The sequence below is a fragment of the Streptomyces sp. NPDC001351 genome (assembly GCF_042896045.1).
Classification (GTDB): Bacteria; Actinomycetota; Actinomycetes; order Streptomycetales; family Streptomycetaceae; genus Streptomyces.
In genome coordinates this window covers 211,784-231,054 of record NZ_JBIAWS010000015.1, presented here as the reverse complement: position 1 = coordinate 231,054, position 19,271 = coordinate 211,784, and the positions used below count along the sequence as shown (strand labels likewise).

19 protein-coding genes and 1 pseudogene are annotated in these 19,271 nt (G+C 69.8%); 13 read left to right on the top strand and 7 right to left on the bottom strand.

Features of this window, described 5'->3' with window-relative positions:
* Positions 1-68: 68 nt before the first annotated feature.
* Positions 69-164 (bottom strand): putative leader peptide, encoded by a 96-nt coding sequence (locus tag ACFY1U_RS40935; RefSeq protein WP_390699109.1) that lies wholly within the window; start codon positions 162-164, stop codon positions 69-71.
* Positions 165-293: 129 nt separating this feature from the next.
* Entirely contained in the window at positions 294-2,537 is a 2,244-nt protein-coding gene (gene glgX / locus ACFY1U_RS40930) for a glycogen debranching protein GlgX (protein WP_390699108.1), read from the bottom strand.
* A 261-nt stretch (positions 2,538-2,798) separates the two neighbouring features.
* Between glgX and ACFY1U_RS40925 the strand changes: the two genes are divergently transcribed.
* The 7 genes from ACFY1U_RS40925 (at position 2,799) to ACFY1U_RS40895 (ending at position 9,945) form a co-directional block, all read left to right on the top strand.
* The gene (locus ACFY1U_RS40925; RefSeq protein ID WP_390699107.1) at positions 2,799-4,046 is read left to right on the top strand and encodes an Ig-like domain-containing protein; all 1,248 of its coding nucleotides are present in this window, start codon (positions 2,799-2,801) and stop codon (positions 4,044-4,046) included.
* A 165-nt stretch (positions 4,047-4,211) separates the two neighbouring features.
* Complete coding sequence (locus ACFY1U_RS40920; RefSeq protein WP_390699106.1) at positions 4,212-5,456, top strand: Ig-like domain-containing protein; 1,245 nt, start codon at positions 4,212-4,214, stop codon at positions 5,454-5,456.
* Positions 5,457-5,532: 76 nt separating this feature from the next.
* On the top strand, positions 5,533-6,300 hold the full coding sequence (locus tag ACFY1U_RS40915) for an enoyl-CoA hydratase/isomerase family protein (RefSeq protein ID WP_390699105.1): 768 nt from the start codon (positions 5,533-5,535) through the stop codon (positions 6,298-6,300).
* Positions 6,301-6,563: 263 nt separating this feature from the next.
* The gene (locus ACFY1U_RS40910) at positions 6,564-7,067 is read left to right on the top strand and encodes an ATP-binding protein (protein WP_115905786.1); all 504 of its coding nucleotides are present in this window, start codon (positions 6,564-6,566) and stop codon (positions 7,065-7,067) included.
* Between the two features lie 218 nt (positions 7,068-7,285).
* Positions 7,286-8,074 carry a polysaccharide deacetylase family protein gene (locus tag ACFY1U_RS40905; protein ID WP_390699104.1) on the top strand — a complete coding sequence of 263 codons (789 nt, stop codon included), beginning with the start codon at positions 7,286-7,288 and terminating at the stop codon, positions 8,072-8,074.
* The gene (locus ACFY1U_RS40900; RefSeq protein WP_390699103.1) at positions 8,074-9,258 is read left to right on the top strand and encodes a hypothetical protein; all 1,185 of its coding nucleotides are present in this window, start codon (positions 8,074-8,076) and stop codon (positions 9,256-9,258) included. The genes ACFY1U_RS40905 and ACFY1U_RS40900 overlap by 1 nt, the downstream gene beginning before the upstream one ends.
* Before the next feature lie 87 nt (positions 9,259-9,345).
* Positions 9,346-9,945 (top strand): ADP-ribosyltransferase, encoded by a 600-nt coding sequence (locus tag ACFY1U_RS40895; protein WP_390699102.1) that lies wholly within the window; start codon positions 9,346-9,348, stop codon positions 9,943-9,945.
* On the opposite strand, the gene ACFY1U_RS40890 is transcribed toward ACFY1U_RS40895, so the two are convergent.
* The gene (locus ACFY1U_RS40890) at positions 9,899-10,567 is read right to left on the bottom strand and encodes a GNAT family N-acetyltransferase (protein ID WP_390699101.1); all 669 of its coding nucleotides are present in this window, start codon (positions 10,565-10,567) and stop codon (positions 9,899-9,901) included. The genes ACFY1U_RS40895 and ACFY1U_RS40890 overlap by 47 nt on opposite strands.
* Before the next feature lie 50 nt (positions 10,568-10,617).
* Here ACFY1U_RS40890 and ACFY1U_RS40885 point away from each other — a divergent pair, with 50 nt between their 5' ends.
* Together ACFY1U_RS40885 and ACFY1U_RS40880 are read left to right on the top strand one after the other, a co-directional pair.
* The gene (locus ACFY1U_RS40885; RefSeq protein WP_390699100.1) at positions 10,618-11,565 is read left to right on the top strand and encodes a MerR family transcriptional regulator; all 948 of its coding nucleotides are present in this window, start codon (positions 10,618-10,620) and stop codon (positions 11,563-11,565) included.
* A gap of 58 nt (positions 11,566-11,623) precedes the next feature.
* Positions 11,624-11,836 (top strand): EF-hand domain-containing protein, encoded by a 213-nt coding sequence (locus ACFY1U_RS40880; protein WP_356357395.1) that lies wholly within the window; start codon positions 11,624-11,626, stop codon positions 11,834-11,836.
* Between the two features lie 66 nt (positions 11,837-11,902).
* On the opposite strand, the gene ACFY1U_RS40875 is transcribed toward ACFY1U_RS40880, so the two are convergent.
* Positions 11,903-12,811, bottom strand: a complete 909-nt coding sequence (locus ACFY1U_RS40875; RefSeq protein ID WP_390699099.1) for an AraC family transcriptional regulator — start codon at positions 12,809-12,811, stop codon at positions 11,903-11,905.
* A 102-nt stretch (positions 12,812-12,913) separates the two neighbouring features.
* Here ACFY1U_RS40875 and ACFY1U_RS40870 point away from each other — a divergent pair, with 102 nt between their 5' ends.
* On the top strand, positions 12,914-13,915 hold the full coding sequence (locus ACFY1U_RS40870; protein ID WP_390699098.1) for a zinc-dependent alcohol dehydrogenase family protein: 1,002 nt from the start codon (positions 12,914-12,916) through the stop codon (positions 13,913-13,915).
* 42 nt (positions 13,916-13,957) lie between these two features.
* Positions 13,958-14,680: an NADPH-dependent F420 reductase gene (locus tag ACFY1U_RS40865; RefSeq protein WP_390699137.1), complete on the top strand. Its 723-nt coding sequence runs from the start codon at positions 13,958-13,960 to the stop codon at positions 14,678-14,680.
* A gap of 17 nt (positions 14,681-14,697) precedes the next feature.
* On the opposite strand, the gene ACFY1U_RS40860 is transcribed toward ACFY1U_RS40865, so the two are convergent.
* Both ACFY1U_RS40860 and ACFY1U_RS40855 read right to left on the bottom strand, forming a co-directional pair.
* Positions 14,698-15,255: a glycoside hydrolase family 25 protein gene (locus ACFY1U_RS40860; protein WP_390699136.1), complete on the bottom strand. Its 558-nt coding sequence runs from the start codon at positions 15,253-15,255 to the stop codon at positions 14,698-14,700.
* 147 nt (positions 15,256-15,402) lie between these two features.
* A pseudogene (locus ACFY1U_RS40855) lies at positions 15,403-16,221 on the bottom strand (YihY/virulence factor BrkB family protein); the annotation flags it as partial.
* Between the two features lie 496 nt (positions 16,222-16,717).
* On the opposite strand from ACFY1U_RS40855, the gene ACFY1U_RS40850 reads away from it, so the two are divergent.
* Positions 16,718-16,888, top strand: a complete 171-nt coding sequence (locus ACFY1U_RS40850; RefSeq protein WP_351475696.1) for a hydrophobic protein — start codon at positions 16,718-16,720, stop codon at positions 16,886-16,888.
* A 566-nt stretch (positions 16,889-17,454) separates the two neighbouring features.
* Here ACFY1U_RS40850 and ACFY1U_RS40845 read toward each other — a convergent pair.
* On the bottom strand, positions 17,455-17,931 hold the full coding sequence (locus ACFY1U_RS40845) for a MarR family winged helix-turn-helix transcriptional regulator (RefSeq protein WP_390699097.1): 477 nt from the start codon (positions 17,929-17,931) through the stop codon (positions 17,455-17,457).
* A 147-nt stretch (positions 17,932-18,078) separates the two neighbouring features.
* Between ACFY1U_RS40845 and ACFY1U_RS40840 the strand changes: the two genes are divergently transcribed.
* The gene (locus ACFY1U_RS40840; RefSeq protein WP_390699096.1) at positions 18,079-19,239 is read left to right on the top strand and encodes a PP2C family protein-serine/threonine phosphatase; all 1,161 of its coding nucleotides are present in this window, start codon (positions 18,079-18,081) and stop codon (positions 19,237-19,239) included.
* Positions 19,240-19,271: the final 32 nt, after the last annotated feature.

The following is a 19,271-nucleotide window of genomic DNA, read 5'->3' as shown; positions in this document are numbered from 1 at the left end:
GATCGGCGCACCCTGCGACACGGCACGCAGAACGAGGGGGGAGAAGGGAGGGGGGAGGGGGCTGCGGCTCAGCGACAGATGGCGCTGGACTGCCGGCACAGATCCACGTGGCGTCGCTCCACGAGCGCGACGCGCGCGCAGCTGTGGTCAGCGGACAGCCTCATGACCATGGACGGTGCCAGTGCGGCCGTTGAGCCGTCAAGGACGTGTTCGCACTGTGGAACACGGTCCGCCGGGCCGGCACCAGCACCTCCCGCAGCGGCCGCACGAAAAGCGCCGGACGGGACGACCGCTCAGCCGACCCGCAGCAACAGCACCGCCCGGGCCGGCACCGTGATCGCCGTCCCCGCCCGGTGCACCACCCCGGGCGCCTCCCCCTGCGCCTCCCGCGACGTGTCGACGACCACCTCGTACTGCTCGGCCCACGGCGGCCCCGGCAGCACGAAGCTCACCGGGCGGTCCCCGGCGTGCAGGACGGCGAGGAAGCTGTCGTCGAGGATCGGGTCCCCGCGCTCGTCACGGCCCGGTATGTCCCGCCCGGAGAGATACATGCCGAGCGTGGCGGCGGGCGCGTACCAGTCCCGTTCCGTCATCTCCGTGCCGCGCGCGGTGAACCAGGCCAGGTCGCGCAGACCGTCGGCGGAGTGCGCCCGCCCCGAGAAGAAGGCCCGGCGGCGCAGCACGGGGTGTTGGTGCCGCAGCTCGATGAGCCGGGCCGTGAGGTCGAACAGGGCCTTCCAGCCCGGCTCCTCCAGCAGCCCCCAGTCCAGCCAGCTGATCTCGTTGTCCTGGCAGTACGCGTTGTTGTTGCCGCGCTGGGTACGCCCGAGCTCGTCGCCGGCCACCAGCATCGGCACGCCCGTCGACAGCAGCAGGGTCGTCAGCAGGTTCCGCAGCTGCCGCCGCCTGAGCCCCCGTACCCGCTCGTCGGCCGTCTCCCCCTCCGCCCCGCAGTTCCACGACCGGTTGTCGTCCGAACCGTCCCGGTTGCCCTCGCCGTTGGCCTCGTTGTGCTTACGCTCGTACGACACCAGGTCGCGCAGGGTGAAACCGTCGTGCGCGGTGATGAAGTTGACCGACGCGTACGGCCGGCGGCCGCCCCACGCGTACAGGTCGCTCGACCCCGACAGCCGGTACCCGAGATCCCGTACGTCCGGCAGCGCGCCCCGCCAGAAGTCCCGTACGGCATTGCGGTACCGGTCGTTCCACTCCGTCCACAGCGGCGGGAAGGACCCCACCTGATAGCCGCCGGACCCGACGTCCCAGGGCTCGGCGATCAGCTTCACCCGCCGCAGCACCGGGTCCTGCGCGATGACCGCGAGGAACGGCGACAGCATGTCCACGTCGTGCATGGACCGGGCGAGGGCGGCGGCCAGATCGAAGCGGAAGCCGTCGACGCCCATCTCCGTCACCCAGTAGCGGAGGGAATCCGTGATCAGGCGTAGCACAGGGGGCTGGACCACGTGGAGCGTGTTGCCGCAGCCCGTGTAGTCGGCGTAGCGCCGCGCGTCCGACTGCAGCCGGTAGTACCCCCGGTTGTCGATCCCCTTCAGCGACAGGGTCGGACCGAGCTCGCCCGCCTCCGCCGTGTGGTTGTACACCACGTCGAGGATGACCTCGATGCCGGCCGCGTGCAGCGCGCGGACCATCCGCTTGAACTCGCCGACCTGCTGGCCCGTCGTACCGGATGCGGCGTACGCGGCGTGCGGCGCGAAGTAGCCGATGGAGTTGTAGCCCCAGTAGTTCTTCAGACCGCGGCGCAGCAGATGGTCCTCGTGCGCGAACTGGTGCACGGGCAGCAGCTCCACAGCCGTGACGCCCAGCTTGACGAGGTGTTCGACGGCGGCGGGGTGCGCCAATCCGGCGTAGGTGCCGCGCAGTTCCTCCGGGATCCCCGGATGCAGGGCGGTGAATCCCCTGACGTGCAGCTCGTAGATGACCGAGTCCGCCCACGGCGTCTTCGGACGGCGGTCGTCGGCCCAGTCGTCGTCATCGTGGACCACGACACCCTTGGGGACGTACGGCGCCGAGTCGCGGTCGTCGCGCACGGTGTCCGCGACCTGCTGCTGAGGCCAGTCGCGCACATGGCCGTACACCTCCGGCGGCAGGCTGAAGTCGCCGTCCACCGCGCGCGCGTACGGGTCGAGGAGCAGCTTCGCCGGGTTCCAGCGGCCGCCGGTCCACGGGTCCCAGCGGCCGTGCACCCGGTAGCCGTACCGCTGTCCGGGCATCACACCCGGCACGAAGCCGTGCCAGATCTCGTGCGTCAGCTCGGTCAGCCGGGCGCGGGTCTCCTTGCCGGCCTCGTCGAACAGGCACAGCTCCACCGCCTCCGCCCCGCCCGCCCACAGCGCGAAGTTGGTGCCCGCGACCCCGTCCGGGCCGACCCGGAACCTGGATCCCAGCGGCATCGGCGCACCCGGCCGCACGGGCACGCCCGGCACCCTGCGGGGCGCGCCGTTGACCGCGCCGGCCGGGCGTTCACCCTCCTCGGCGCGCCCCTCGGCCACCGCCTCCTGCTCGGCTGCGCTGGACACCAGTCCGCCTCCCACGGCTCACGGAACGACCTCCCAGAAGAGCTCCCGGCGTCCCGGCCGCGGCTCCCCGTCGCGTCGTCCTCCTCACTGTTCTGCCCAGAGCTTGGCCAAACGACCCCGGCGTACGGTTCGGCAGAGCCCTCAAGGGGCGCGGGGCACTGTGCGACCAGCCACAACGGCGCCGCAGCTGATCGATGGCTCGGCCCGCGGAGCACACCGCACACACGTTTCCCCGGGGCGGGGCCGGTCGTTGGGAAGATCGTGAGGCATGGACAAGGGCGCGCACGGCGCGCGGGGGCCGCGCTGGCCGCCGTACTGACATGGGCAGGACTGCTGGCCGGAGCCGCCGGCTGTACCGCGGACCCGGCCGACCGCAGCGACATCGGTGAGGCGTTCGGCAAGGCTCCGGCGCCCGAGGACGTCATCCGGGTCTCCCCGGACGACAACAGCAAGGGCGTCCGCCCCGGGCGCAGGCTCCAGGTGGGGGTGCCCAGCGGCCGCCTGGAGTCGGTGAAGGTCGTCAAGTCCCAGGACGCACAGGACTCCGAGGTGCCCGGCCGCATCTCCGAGGACGGCCTGCGCTGGGAACCCGACGAGAGCCGGCTCGCGCTGGCCGCCAAGTACACCGTCGACGCGGTGGCCCTGGACGGCCACGGCCACAGGTCCGCACGGCACACGACGTTCACCACGTTCGTCCCCGACGAGCGGTTCATCGGCTACGTCACCCCGGAGAACCGTTCCACGGTCGGCACCGGAATGATCGTCTCCCTGGAGTTCAACCGGGAGATCGAGCGCCGAGCCGCCGTCGAGCGGGCCATTCACGTCACCGCGCGACCGCCGGTCGAGATCCGTCCGCACTGGTTCGGCAAGGACCGCCTCGACTTCCGCCCCCAGCGGTACTGGAAACCCGGCACCCAGGTCACCGTCTCCCTGCGGCTCCGCGACGTCGAGGGAGCGCCCGGTGTCTACGGGCTGCAGTACAAGACGTTCTCCTTCACCGTCGGCCGCAGCCAGATCTCCGTGGTCGACGCGGCCGCGCACACCATGCAGGTACGGCGGGACGGCGCGCTGCTCGCCACCGTGCCGATCACCGCCGGGGCGCCCAAGCACACGACCTACAACGGAAAGATGGTCGTGATGGAGATGCTGGAGCTGACCCGTATGAACGGCGCCACGGTCGGCTTCAAGAAGCAGAACGGCAAGGGCGAGTACGACATCCCGGACGTCCCGCACGCCCTGCGCCTCACCGACTCGGGCACCTTCCTGCACGGCAACTACTGGGCGCCGAACGCCCCCGGCCACGTCAACGTCAGCCATGGCTGCGTCGGACTCATGGACGTCAAGGGCGGCAGCTCCGACACCCCGGCCGGCTGGTTCTTCGACCGCAGCCTCGTCGGGGACGTCGTCCAGGTCGTCCACAGCAATGACAAAAAGGTCGCTCCCGACAACGGCCTCGGAGGGTGGAATATGGACTGGAAGGCTTGGAAGGCGGGCAGCGCGGTCAAGTAACCCGAAGGGGGACGGGGCTTGGGCCAGGTGCCTGGTCGATGTTGCGACGGAACGGTGACCTTCAACTGACACGATCCCCAAAACCTTGCAGTTAATATGCGCCAATGCGCGCGGCGGGACGCGCCGGGGAGCGGGCCTGACCAGGGCCGGCGAGGGGAGAACAACTTGAACGTGCGGCCGATATCGGGGGCGTCGGTTGACGCGCGCGGGCGACGGGGCAAGGGGCGGCTGGCACTCATATCCGGGGTGCTGCTGCTGGCCGTCACCGCGTGCGGAGGAGGGGGCTCGGGTTCCGGATCCGGTTCCGGCGACGGCAAGGGCAAGGACGCGGACGCGGCGCAGACCAAGCAGTCGACGGCCGTCGTCACCATCGCCCCCAAGGACGGCGCGAAGTCCGTCGAGACCAGCGGCGTCCTCAAGGTCGGCGCGAGCAAGGGCAAGCTGACCGAGGTCGAGGTCAAGGACACCAAGGGCGGGGAGATATCGGGGAAGATCACCGCCGACGGCTCCGGCTGGACGCCGTCCACCCATCTGGCCGCGTCCACCAAGTACACGGTGCACGCGGTCGCGAAGGACTCCGAGGGGCGTGAGGCGGCGGAGGACTCCAGTTTCACCACGCTCACCCCGAAGAACACCTTCATCGGCACCTTCACCCCCGAGGACGGCTCCACCGTCGGCGTCGGGATGCCGTTCTCCGTCCGCTTCACCCGGGGCATCACACACCCCGAGGACGTGAAGAAGGCCATCAGCATCAAGACCGAACCGGCCGTCGACGTCGAGGGCCACTGGTTCGGCAACGACCGCCTCGACTTCCGCCCGGAGCACTACTGGAAGTCCGGTACGAAGGTCACGGTGAGCCTGAACCTCGACGGCGTCGAGGGCCGGCCCGGCGTCTACGGCAAGCAGCACAAGACGGTGAAGTTCACCATCGGCCGCAACCAGGTCTCCATCGTCGACGCCAAGACCCACCAGATGAAGGTCACCCAGGACGGCAAGGTCATCAAGACCATCCCGGTCACCACCGGCAAGCCGGGCTACGACACCTGGAACGGCCAGATGGTGATCAGCGAGAAGCTCCGGGTGACCCGTATGAACAGCGAGACGGTCAACCTCGGCAAGGAGTACGACATCAAGGACGTACCGGACGCGATGCGGCTGACCGACACCGGCACCTTCCTGCACGGCAACTACTGGTCGGGCGACGCCTTCGGCAACTACAACGCCAGCCACGGCTGCATCGGCCTGCGGGACGTGCGGGGCGGCTACGACCGCGGGCTGCCGGCCGGCTGGATGTACGACCACTCCATCGTCGGCGACGTGGTGATCGTCAAGCGCGCCCACGACGACACCGTCTCCCCGGACAACGGACTCAACGGCTGGAACATGTCGTGGGAGCAGTGGAAGTCGTAGACGTGTGGTGAGGTACGGCCCCGGTGTGAGCGATCGCACCGGGGCCGTTGTCGTTAGCGCACGTTAACCTGCCCTCATGACCGTGAATCTCGAAGTCGCCGAAGGCGTCGGCACCATCCGCCTCGACCGCCCGCCCATGAACGCGCTGGACGTCGCCACCCAGGACCGGCTCAAGGAGCTGGCCGAGGAGGCGACCCGTCGTGACGACGTACGGGCCGTGATCGTGTACGGCGGGGAGAAGGTGTTCGCGGCGGGCGCGGACATCAAGGAGATGCAGACCATGGACCACACGGCGATGGTCCTGCGCGCCCGCGCCCTGCAGGACTCTTTCACCGCGGTGGCCCGCATCCCCAAGCCGGTGGTGGCGGCGATCACGGGCTACGCCCTCGGCGGCGGCTGCGAGCTGGCGCTGTGCGCGGACTACCGGATCGCGGCCGAGAACGCCAAGCTGGGCCAGCCGGAGATCCTGCTGGGCCTGATCCCGGGTGCCGGCGGCACCCAGCGGCTGTCCCGGCTGGTCGGTCCGTCGAAGGCGAAGGACCTGATCTTCACCGGCCGGATGGTCAAGGCGGACGAGGCGCTGACGCTGGGTCTGGTGGACCGGGTGGTGCCGGCGGAGGAGGTCTACACGGCCGCGCACGAGTGGGCGGCGAGGCTGGCCCAGGGCCCGGCGCTCGCGCTGCGCGCCGCGAAGGAGTCGATCGACACCGGTCTGGAGACGGACATCGAGACGGGCCTCGCCGTCGAACGGAACTGGTTCGCGGGTCTGTTCGCGACGGAGGACCGTGAGCGCGGGATGCGCAGCTTCGTGGAGGAAGGACCGGGCAAGGCGAAGTTCCTCTGAACCACTTGCAATTGACGCGCTGTCTGATCCGGGGTCCCTCGATGGGGCGGTTTATGGGAGCCTTAAGGCAACCTTAAGTCTGCCTTGTCGAGGGAGACCGTCGATTGCCTCCGAGAGAGCCTTCAGCGCAGGTCGGACGGGCTGCGGAAGCCTCCGAACTGCCCGTGGCATATGTCAACCGGCCCATTCGGAACGACGTATTCCGGGGGGCGTATTCCTCAGGAACGGCCCCGGAGGGCGCTCTGGGCGGCCATGATGGGGGCATGGCGGGGCTGGAGGGCATCGAACAGCCGCGGGGACACGGCCGTGCGACGGCGGCGCGCTGGTCGCCCGCGGTGGAGGACGAACGGGCGCTCAAGGCGCTCGAGTTGTTCGGCAACCCGACCGAGGCGGAGGTGCCGCTGCCGTCCCGCCCGGAGTCCGCCGCCACCGCCCGCCGGCTCACCCAGGTCGTGGTCCTGCGCCAGTGGGGCCTGACGCCCAAGATGACGGAGGACGCCGTCCTGCTCGTCTCCGAACTGGTCGGCAACGCGGTCCGCCACACCGGCGCCCGGGTCTTCGGCCTCCGGATGCGCCGCCGCCGGGGCTGGATCCGCATCGAGGTCCGCGATCCCTCCCGGGGCCTGCCCTGTCTGATGCCGGTCCAGGAGACGGACATCAGCGGCCGGGGCCTGTTCCTGGTCGACAAGCTCTCCGACCGCTGGGGGGTCGACCTCCTGCCGCGCGGCAAGACGACCTGGTTCGAGATGCGGGTCGCCGACCGCTAGGCCGAGCCGTGTCCGGTGCACGTGAGTGGGGGTTGCCGTTCCTGGGGGCTGCGCCCCCAGACCCGCGTCGGCCTGGCGGCCTCGCCCTCAAACGCCGGACGGGCTGGAGGGGGCCGAAGTGGGCTGATTAGGTCGAATTTCTTCTGGCGCGACCCGAAGAATGTCCCCCGATCGGATCAATCGGCCCTTTTCTTACCCTTCCCCACTTAAATGGTGCGGTGACCTCGACCGACCGCCGGACGGCGCTCCGCACGGGTGCCGGCCTCCTTGCCGCAGGCGCCCTCACCGCAGGGTGCGCCCCGAACGGCGCCGGCGCGCACCCCACTTCATCGGCGCACCCGTCGTCCACCCCGTCCACCCCGTCCCCCACGTCATCCTCCGCCCCCGCCCCCCGCCGCCTCCCCGGCCGACCCGCCCAGCTCACCCACGGCCCCCGCACCCACCCCCGGGTCGCCCTCACCTTCCACGGACAGGGCGACCCCGCCATCGCCCACTCCCTCCTCACCGAGGCCGAGAAGCGCGGTGCTCGCCTCACCGTCCTGGCCGTGGGCAGCTGGCTCGACCAGTACCCGGACATGGCCCGCCGCGTCCTGGACGGCGGGCACGACCTCGGCAACCACACCCAGCGCCATCTGGCCGTCAACGCCATGTCGGAGGCCGACGCCCGCAGCGAGATCACCGCCTGCGCCGACCGCCTGGAGCACCTCACCGGCTCGATCGGCACCTGGTTCCGCCCCTCCCGCGCGCCCCTCGCGTCCCCGCTGGTCCTGCGCCTGGCCCGCAGCGCCGGCTATCCGCACGTCCTCTCGTACGACGTCGACTCCCTCGACTACACCCGGCCCGGCGCCGATGCCGTCCAGCGCAAGGTCCTCGACGAGGTCCGCAACGGGTCCGTGGTGAGCATGCATTTCGGGTACCCGGACACGGTCTTGGCCCTCCCCGTCGTACTGGAAGAACTCGCCCGCCGCGGGCTGACCGCGGTGACCACCACGGAGCTGTTCAGCTGATGAACCCCACCCGGCTTGCCCGCGCCCTCATCGCGACCGCTGCCCTCGCCTCGCTCACCACCCTCGCCGCCTGCACCGGCGCCCCCCACCACGAGGACGAGGCCCTCGGCAAGAAGGCCGCCGTCGCCCCGCCGAAGAAGAAGGCCGCCGTACCGGGCCTGGCCGGGATGCCGCCCGTCCTCGACCCGCAGGATGTGTACGCGGCCGACCGGCCGAACCAACTCTCCCCGGTCGTAAGGGACTTCCCGTCCCGCGTCTACGTCCCCAACACCAACTCCAACACCGTCTCCGTCATCGACCCGAAGACGTACAAGGTCATCGAGACGATCCCGGTCGGCAGGCAGCCGCAGCACGTCGTCCCCTCCTGGGACATGAAGACGCTGTGGGTCAACAACGACCGGGGCAACACCCTCACCCCCATCGACCCGAGGACGGGGAAGGCCGGCAGGGCCGTCGACGTCCACGACCCCTACAACCTCTACTTCACGCCCAACGGCAAGTACGCGATCGTCATGGCCTCTCTCGACCGCGCACTCGTCTTCCGTGACGCGCACACCATGAAGGTCGAGAAGACCGTTCCGGTCGGCTGCTACGGCGTCAACCACGCCGACTTCTCCGTCGACGGCCGCTACTTCATCGTCTCCTGCGAGTTCAGCGGTGAGCTGCTCAAGGTCGACACGGCGCAGATGAAGGTGATCGGGCAGCAGAAGCTGCCGTTCCGGGGCGCGATGCCGCAGGACGTCAAGATCTCGCCGGACGGCAAGAAGTTCTACATCGCCGACATGATGGCCGACGGTGTGTGGATCCTGGACGGCGACACGTTCACCCAGCCCACCCTGCTGCCCACCGGCAAGGGCGCCCACGGCCTCTACGTCAGCCGCGACTCGCGCGAGATGTACATCTCCAACCGGGGCGAAGGCACCATCTCCATCTTCGACTTCGCTGAGAACAGGCTCACCAAGAAGTGGCACCTGCCGGACGGCGGCAGCCCCGACATGGGCGGCGTCTCCGCGGACGGCAAGGTCCTGTGGCTGTCGGGGCGCTACAACTCCGAGGTGTACGCCATCGACACCCGCACCGGCGCCCAGCTGGCCCGCATCAAGGTCGGCAGCGGCCCGCACGGCCTCGCGGTGTACCCGCAGCCGGGCCGCTACTCGCTCGGCCACACGGGCATCTTCCGCTGAAACACGGCGAGTTGGGGAACCCGGAACACGCCGCCGAACGGGTGACCTCGCGCATTCCGCCGCCGCGGGCTGGGGATCGTCCACCTCATGATCACAACTCGCCTGCGGCGGCGGGCCGCTGCCGTCGTCCTGTCCCTCGCGGCCCTCCTCGCGACGACGGCCGCGACCGTCCCCACCGCCACGACCGCGAAGGCCGCTGCCCCTGCCTGTCCCCAGTTCGACGACCCGGTCAAGGCGGCCGTCGACCGCCGCGTCGACGTCGACCGCATCACGCCCCAACCGGTCTGGCGCACAACCTGCGGCACGCTCTACCGCAGCGACAGCCGCGCCCCCGCGACCGTCTTCGAGCAGGGCTTCCACCCGAAGGACGTCATCAACGGCCAGTACGACATCGAGCAGTACGTTCTGGTCAACCAGCCCTCCCCGTACGTGTCGACGACGTACGACCACGACCTCTACAAGACCTGGTACAAGTCGGGCTACAACTACTACATCGACGCACCCGGCGGCGTCGACGTCAACAAGACCATCGGCGACACCCACAAATGGGCCGACCAGGTCGAGGTGGCCTTCCCCGGCGGTATCGCGCGGCAGTACATCATCGGGGTGTGCCCGGTCGACAAGAAGACCAAGACCGAGATCATGAGCGACTGCGAGAGCAATCCGTACTACGAGCCGTGGCACTGAGCAGCAGGGCTTCCGAGCCCACAGGGCGGTAGCCCGCAGCCTGGAACGCCCGCATGCTGCGGGCGTTCCCCGGCGACACCTGGGCCCACACCGGCTCCCCGGCCAGGTGCCGCGCCGCCGTCACCAGCAGCCGCCCCAGCCCCCGGTGCCGTACCTCCTCGTCCACTTCGACCGCGACCTCCAGCCGCCCGGCGACCCCGCGCCCCAGCACCACCACGCCGCCCTGCGCCGCCCACAGCCGCACGTCGTCGCGGTGCGTACGGGCCCGGGCGGCCCGGGGATGACCGGCGTCGGTGATCTCCGTCAGGGGGAGGGGAGGCCCGCCCGGCAGCGGATCACCGACCAGGAGCGCGTCGATCGTGTCGCTCCGGCGGCCCGTCCGCTCCAGCAGGGCCGTGAGGAACCGGGCGTTCATGCTCGCGGCCAGTTCGTCGCAGTCGACGGAGCGCAGTGTCTCGTACACCCAGTCCGGATCCTCGTCGGTGAAGACGACCGAGTGCGCGGTGAAGGCGACGACCCCGGCGTCCCGGTGCGAGACCTGCGGCACCACGGTCGTACCGCCGTCCGCCGGCGGGAAGACACCGCGGGCCGCCGCGTCGAGAATGTCCCGCAACGTCTCCATCGCGCTCGCTCCTTGAGTCTCCACCCACTGGAAGGCCCAGACTCACACACATGCTGCGTTATCCGGGGGGAGACCCCCCAGACCCCCTGTACGACGGCACCGGACTTCTCACCATCGGCGAGCTGGCGCGGTCCACCGGACTGACCGTGCGCACCATCCGCTACTGGTCCGACGAGGGCGTCCTGACCCCCGTGACCCGCTCCTCGGGCGGCTACCGGCTCTACGACGCCGAGTCCGCCGCCCGTCTGGAGCTGATCCGCACGCTGCGTGAACTGGGCCTCGGCCTGGACGACGTACGCAAGGTGCTGGACGGGGAGCGGACGGTCGCTCAGGTCGCGGCGGCGCACGTGGTCGCGCTGGACGCCCAGATCCGCTCGCTGAAGGTGACCCGTGCGGTGCTGTCGACCGTGGCGCGACGCGGTTCGACCGCAGAGGAGATGACCCTGATGAACAACCTTGCGCGGCTGTCGGCCGCCGAACGTGCCCGTATCGTCGAGGACTTCACGACGGAGATCTTCGACGGGCTCGACACGGCCGATCCCGACATCCGCAAGCGGATGCGGTTCGCCCCGGCGGACCTGCCGGACGAGCCGACCGCCGAGCAGGTCGACGCCTGGGTGGAGCTCGCCGAGATGATGCAGGACCCCGGGTTCCGGACCCTGATGCGCAGGATGATCGAGTTCAACGCGGCGGACCGCGGCCCGGACGTGCCCGCGGGCACCTCGCTGTGGTTCATGAGCCGCCTGGTGCAGCTCGCGGGTCAGGCCCGGGAGCGGGGCGTCGCCCCGGAGGCGCCCGAGGCCGAGGAGCTCCTGAGCGGGCTGCTCGGCGACGCGGACCCCGCCGAGGTGCTGAAGCGGCTGGAGGCGGGCTCCAACGTCCGGGTGGCCCGCTACCGCCAGTTGTGGTCGGTCGTGGCGGGGCTCGGACCGCAGGCGGCGTACGAGCCGGAGTTCGCCTGGGTGGTCGCGGCACTGAAGGCCCGCGTGGCCAGCTAATCTGACCTGCGTCAACACGACAGCAAGACACGCAGTCACGGAGAAAAGGGGCGGATCGGTGGCCGACATCGAAGCAGCGCGCAAGGAGTTCCAGCGGATCGACACCGACGGCGACGGGGTCATCACCGCCGCGGAGTTCAAGACCGCCCTCGCCCAGGGGGGCGACTGGAACGTCACCGAGTCGGTCGCCGAGGTGATCATCAAGACCCGTGACCTGAACGGCGACAAGGTGCTGTCGTTCGACGAGTTCTGGGCGTACCTGAACAAGTAGGACGTGCCGGGGGTGCCTGTCCGCACGGCGGACGGGCACCCCTTCGCCATTCCGCGCCGGCCGGGCTCAGGACACCTGCCTGCGATACTGCCCCGGCGCCACCCCGAACGCCCGCTTGAACGCCTTGGCGAAGGCGAACTCCGAGGTGTAGCCCGCGCGTTGGGCGATCCGGCGCAGCGGGAGGTCCTCCTCGCGCAGGAGGCGGCCCGCGGTCGTCATGCGCCACCAGGTGAGGTAGGCCAGCGGCGGTTCGCCGACCAGCGTGGTGAAGCGGCGGGCGAAGGCGGCGCGGGACAGACCGCTCTCGGCGCCGAGCTCCTCGACCGTCCAGGGGCGGGCCGGGTCGCCGTGGATGGCGCGCAGGGCCGCCGCCACGGCCGGGTCGTCGAGCGCGGCCGACCAGCCGGTGGCCTTGCGGTCGTGCTGCCACCAGGCGCGCAGGATGTACAGCAGCAGGGTGTCGAGCAGCGAGGTGACGATGGCGTCCGAGCCGGGCTGCGGCTCCTCCAGCTCCATGCCGAGCAGCTCCACCGCCGCCCGCAGCGAGCGGTGGGCGCCGACCTGCGCGGGCAGGTGCACCACCTCCGGCAGCTCGGAGACCAGACGGTGGGTGCGGCTGCGGTCCATCTGGTAGGAGCCGCAGAGCAGGACCGCGTCCGGCGTCCCCTCCCTCGGTGCGGGCGGCGGCGCGGGCCACCGGTTGTCCGACCCCGGCCGTATGTGCTCCAGGGGCACGTCGAGCCCGCTGGCCAGCGCGTGCCCCCGCCCGTGCGCCAGGAACACCACGTCCCCGGGCCCGACCGCCACCGGCTCGCCCTTTGCCGGGATCAGCCATGCCGACCCGCGCAGCACGACGTGGAACCCGGCCCCCGGGGATGCCTCGAACCGCATGCCCCAGGGCGCGTACTTGTCCCGGCGCGAGGAGTGCGGCCGCCCGGCGCGCATCGCGCTCACGGCGTCACTGAGTACGTCCATGTCCGAACGGTAGCCGCATGCCGCACCGGAGAGACGATCGGACAGGAAAGAGAGAGCGGCGGACATGGATCGTCTCGCCTCCCGCCGCCTAGCGTGTTCCGTATGCCCACTACCGCACGTACTGTGCTTTTTCATGAAATCGGCGGACCCGAAGTACTCACCGTCGAGGACGTGCCCGTCTCCGACCCGGCCCCCGGCCACGTGCTCGTACGGGTCGAGGCGCTGGGCCTCAACCGCGCCGAGGCCCTTTTCCGGAGCGGCGGTTACTACTACCAGCCCGCCCTCCCCGCCTCCCGTCTCGGCTACGAGGCCGCCGGCGTCGTCGAGGCGGTCGGCGAGGGCGTGACCGAACTCGCCGTCGGCGACCCGGTGATGACCGGTCCCGGCATCGAGATGAGCGCTCAGGGCGTCTACGCCGAGCAGGTCGTCCTCCCCGAGACCGCGGTCCTGCGCCGCCCCGCCTCCGTCGACGCCGTCACCGGCGCCGCGGCCTGGCTGACGTACACGACCGCGTACGGCGCCCTGCTGGAGACCGCCGGCCTCCGGCCCGGCGACCATGTGCTGATCACCGGCGCGTCCAGCGGTGTCGGTACCGCGGCGATCCAGGTCGCCCGCCGCATCGGTGCGATCCCGCTCGCCACCACCCGCACCGAGGAGAAACGGGGGCAGCTGCTCGAACTGGGCGCGGCGGAGGTGATCGTCACCGGGGAGTCGACCCCGGAGGCCGTGGCCAAGGAGGTCAAGCGGCTCACCGGGGGTGACGGCGCCGAAGTGATCTTCGACGCGATCGGCGGCCCCGGCTTCGGCGCGCTCGCCGAGGGCCTGGCACCGGGCGGCTCCGTGGTCGTCTACGGCTGGCTGGACACCCGCCCGGCAGAGATCCCCCGGAACTGGCCCTTCACGCTCCACACCTACGCCAACATGATCCTCACCACCACGCCCGCCGGCCGCCGCCGCTCCACCGCCTTCCTCAACGCCGGCCTCGCCGACGGCGGGTTCCGCCCGGTCGTCGGCGAGGTCCTGGACGGCCTCGACCGCATCCAGGACGCCCACCGCCTGATGGAGTCCAACCGGCACACGGGCAAGATCGTCGTACGGGTCTGAGGGCCCTCACCCGTTTGCCGCAGCCCACGGAATAGGCCGCCGATCTCCGAGGTTGACGGGACCCAGACCTATGCACGTGCATCATCCAGGGAAGGGCCTGTCATGAAGATCGGCATCATCGGCGCGGGCAACATCGGCGGCAACCTCACCCGGCGGCTCACCGCCCTCGGCCACGACGTCTCCGTCGCCAACTCCCGCGGTCCCCACACGCTCACCGAACTGGCCGAGGAGACCGGCGCGACCCCCGTGCCCGTGGAGGAGGCGGCGCGCGGCGCGGAGGTCGTGGTGATCACGATCCCCGTCAAGGCGATCCCGAACCTGCCGGCAGGCCTGCTGGACGGCGCGGCCGAGAACGTCGCCGTGATCGACACCGGCAACTACTACCCCCAGCAGCGGGACGGCAGGATCGCGGCGATCGAGGACGAGGGCCTCACGGAGAGCGCCTGGACGGCACAGCAGATCGGCCACACCGTCATCAAGGCGTTCAACGGAACCTACGCCCAGGACATCCTGGAGCGCCCGCGCCCCGCGGGCGACCCCGACCGGCAGGCGGTCCCGGTCGCGGGCGACGACGAGGCCGCGAAGCGCGTGGTCAGGAACCTGATCGACGAACTCGGCTTCGACACGGTCGACACGGGCACCCTGGCCGACTCCTGGCGCCAGCAGCCGGGCACACCCGTCTACGGTCTGCGCGCGGGCGCGGACGCAGTGGCCAAGGCACTGGCGGAGGCACCCCGGGAACGCACGGCGGACTTCAGGGCGTAACGGCGGGCGCGTGGCCGTCACCCCCTGGCGGCCCACTCCTTCAGCGCGGCCTTGTCGGCGAAGTCCGCGACATCCTTGTCGTGCGGGTCGCTGGTGTACTGGTGGAAGCGCCACTTGGCCTTGATACGGGGCTTGCCCGCCGTGACGTAGTCGGCGATCCAGAGGCCGTCGCCGGCGTACGAGGTGGTGTCGACGTTGAGCCAGAAATCGCGATTGGTGTAGAGGATGACCTGATGGTTCGGCCGCAGCTCCTTCACTGTGCGGATGAACAGGTCCTTCTCTGCGTTGCTCGCGTGCGTTCCGGCGCTGGTCCGCTCCCAGTCCACGGCGAGGATGTCGCCCACCTTCGAGGGGGCGCGCTCGACGAAGTACTCCGCCTGGGCCTGGAGATGGCCCGGCCAGAGGAAGTGGTAGAAGCCGACGACGAGGCCGGCGTCGCGAGCGTGTTGCGCCTGGGCGCTGACTCTCGGGTTGATGTACGAACGGCCCTCCGTCGCCTTGATGAAGGCGAAGGAGAGGCCGTCCGTGCTGTACGAGGAGGACTGGAAGGCGCTCACGTCGATTCCGCGCAGCATGGAGGACTCCCTGAAGTGCCGGTGGGGGGACAGCGGTTGAGTTATCCCCACCTTTGCACGGGTGATCCGTTCCGGATGTGGAAACGACGTGCAAAACGTCAACTCCGGTCGGCAGAGGGGAGCGTCGTCAGGCTTCGCCAGCTCTGCGTTGAACTGAGCGCCGACAAGCAGTGCCAGATTGGACAGCCACAGCCAGACCAGGAAGACCACGACGCCTGCCAGTGAGCCGTACAGATCGTGATAGGTGCTGACATGGGAGGTGTAAACGGCGAATCCGACTGAGACGGTCAACAGCAGCGCTACCGCCAGTACACCGCCGGGAGCCATTTTCCCGACAGGGCGGGAGCGTGCGGGGCCCGAACGGTACAGGATGAGCACCAGTACGACGGCGACCGCGGTCACGACCGGCCACCGCAGTGCGTGCCAGGCGGCCTGCGGTCCCGTTCCGAGATTCAGCGCTCGGCCCAGGCGCCGCGCCAGGCTGCCGGTGAGCAGCAACGCCAGGGTCGACGTGAGAAGCAGGGTGATCAGGGCGAGGGCTGTGGCGATGATGCGCGGAGCGGTGCGCCACACGGGCCGGTGCGAGCTCATCCGGTGCATGGCGTGCAACGCTCGGCGGAAGACGCTCAGATAGCTGGATCCCGACCACAGGGCTCCCGATGCTCCCAAGAAGACCAGCGTCCATTCCGTCGACGGCTGTCCGGCCATCTGCTGAAGGGTGCCGCGCAGCACAGCGCGGGAGGCGGCTGGGGTGGCCTGCACGATATGGGCGATGACCTCCGGCTTGTCCGTGGGCATCGTCAGACCCAGGACCGAGAGGACCACCAGCAGCAGGGGGAACAAGGCCAGGACCGCATAGTAGGTGAGGGCGGCGGCCCAGTCTGTGACGTCGTCGTTCCAGACGGCCGTCGGCGTCCGGCGCAAGGCCGCCCACCAGTGAGCCGTGGGGCCGTCTGCATCATCCATGACGCGGATGCTCTCACCCCCCGGTCCTCGGGCCGCCTCACCCCGGACTGCGTGCGACCGTACGCATGCTGGGCGCGTGCCCGGTGCCGCGTCCGTCAAGGTTCCGGATATCGGCGACGCCTCGAAGAAAGGTTTCCGTGGACCGGCGCCGGGCATGCCCACTTTCGGGCTCCTCATGAGGTCACGAAGGGGCACTGTTCAAACCCTTCCTTGGCTTTTCCTTGGCTTCCCGGGCATTACCCGTATTCTTTCTGCCCGTCTTTCAGGGGCACATGGACGTTCCCGATGGCACGTCCGACGGTTTCCCCGGCCCTGCCCTCGACCTGCTGGGTCCTTGTCTTTGCCTGCTCGTCTGCGTCATGGAGGACATCTCCTGACAGGCCGTGTGCTGCTGACGCGGCACCCGCTTGGGCCCCCGCGTTTTCTTCCCGGACAAGTTTGTCGGTGAATGGCTTCAGAAACGCGGGGAACTTGAGCGTGCAGGAGGTCAATGAACATGGTTCCTTTGCTGCTTGTTCTGCTTCTCGCGCTGGTGCTCTTCGGTGCCGGCTTCGCCCTCAAGGTCCTTTGGTGGGTCGCCGTCGCCGTCCTGGTGCTGTGGCTTCTCGGCTTCGTCATGCGTTCCACCACCGCCGGCGGTGGCAGAGGACGCTGGTACCGATGGTGATCTGACCCAGCGCGCCTTCATCACGGGGTTCGGCCGACCTGTCGGCCGAACCCCGTGCTTGTGCCGGATGTGCGGGCGGATCGGATCGTAGGAAGCGCTGGGACCCGCGCGAACTCCTGCCGCACCCGCGCCCCGGCCGAGGCCGGAACGCCATGTGATCACCGTGCGCACGAGGCCGGGACGTCGACCGGCGACGGGACGACGTCCTCGACGCCGCCTTCATGTCACGGGCGTTGGAGGGTGTGGACGGGTTCTCCTACCTGGTGCACACTCGTCCGCCTCTGATCTGATGCGTGCTCTTGTCCCTTGCCCGGCGATCCTGCGATCAGACGTGTCCCGCTTCGAGGCGAGGCTCACAGTCGGCCGGCGGCGTTCCGGGGTACTCGGAGCCGTGAAGGCCCCCAAGACGTCTATTGCCATTTGACAACAATGACCCCAGGCAACAAAGTAACCGTGTCGTACCGCACGGGGAAGGATTACGGAATGGTCCGGTGGGCGGAGACTGCTCCGCGTGCTGGCCACCGGCGCTTCCGGGCGCCGGGGTGTCCGGCGGCGCAGGCCGCCGTTCAGGCCGTGCGATCGCCGGGCTGCGCGTGTATCTGCAGCGCAGCCGCGTCGCAGAACGCCTCAAGTCCCTCCAGCAGTGCCGCTCGTTTGCTGACGGGCATGAGCCTCAGCACCGCCTGCAGCTCCTGCTCCCTGCGTGCGCGCAGCTCGTCGAGGAAGGTACGGCCCCGGTTGCTGAGGTGCAGCCGGATCTCGCGCCGGTCGGCCTTGCCGATCACGCGCTCGACGAAGCCGGCTGCGACCAGCCGGTCGCAGAGCCGGCTGGTGGCGGGTGGCGTGGAGGAGAGCGCGTCACACAGCGTGCGCAGGTTGATACCGTCCTGGTGCTCCAAGGTCAACAGCACCCGCATCTGCGATGCCGACGCCGGCGCAGTGGAGGCCCGGCCCCACAGGACTTCCAGCAACTCTCCAGCCGTCGCGGTCACTCGGGCGACCTCGACGGGTTCCGGATGGGGGCGGAAGACGGCCACTGTCACACTCTCGCAGGCACTGGGACGGTCGCCAGCGTACTAGGCGGCCGCAGCGGCCAGAGATGGTTCGGACTGCTTGGCGCGGCTTATCGAGCGGCCTCGTCGCGAGCGAGGCCGGTAAGTGTCGGCCGAAGGATTGGTGTGTTTTCCACCGTGAACAGATATGTGACCGCTGAACGGGCTCTGCGTGCAGCGGCACCCCACGAGTTGCTCGGCGCTGTCCGTCGTGTGCTGGTTGAGCAGTACGGGGCGGAGTCCGTCGAGCTGTTGATGGCCGACTACGGTCTGACGGTGCTCCAGCCGGTGTCGGAGCTGCCGTACACCGTGGAGCCGGTTTCCGTGCACAACAGCGTTGTGGGCCGTGCTTTCGGCGCCCAGGAACCGGTCGTCGAATCCGCCTCCCACGGTCGCGTGCGCGTGCACCTTCCGGTCAGCGTGCGCGGGGACCGACTGGGCGTGCTGTCCGTGACCCTGCCGGAGAAGGGCAGCGTTCAGGACCTGCTCGGTGAGCTTTCCGACATCGCGGAGGTGCTCGGGCACGAGGTGGTCGTCGCAGAGCGGGACACCGACATCTATCTGCAGGCACGGCGCAAGGACCGGCTCACGCTTGCCGCCGAGATGCAGTGGCAGTTGCTGCCCGGGCGCTCCTGCTCCCGCCCGGAATACGAACTGGGCGCGCAGTTGGAGCCGGCGTACGCGATTTTTGGTGACAACTTCGACTGGTCCGCAACGGCCGACCACCTGATGCTCTACGTCACCAATGGCATGGGCGAGGGCATAGAAGCCTCCTTGCTGACGAATCTGGCCATCAACGCCTTGCGTAACGCCCGGCGCGCCGGTCTCGCCCTCGACGACCAGGCGGCCCTGGCCGACCAGGCGGTGTACTCCCACTATCAGGGCCGCTGCTACCTGTCGGTGCTGATGCTCGACTTCGACCTCGCGACGGGCCGTGCCAAAGTCGTGGACGCCGGCTCCCCGCAGATGTTGCGGCTGCGAGGCGGGACGGTGGAACGCGTCACCTTCGAAGCGCAGCTTCCGCTGGGCATGTTCGAGGAGACCGACTACGCGGTTCAGGAGTTCCGGGTCGAGCCCGGCGACCGCCTCGTCTTCGTCAGCGACGGGGTGCACGCGGTCGCCGACCGCAAGGGGGAGGCGTACGGCGAAATCGCCCTCGCCCGGGCGATCCAGGCCACCCGGCTGCTGCCGGCCGCCGAGGTTCCGCGTGCCGTGCTGCGGGAGTTGACCGGCCACCGCGGTCGTTCCCTTCCCGACGACGACGCACTCGTCGTCTGCCTCGACTGGCATGGAAGCTGACCGAGGCCTCAAGCGCCACTGCCGCCCCCCAG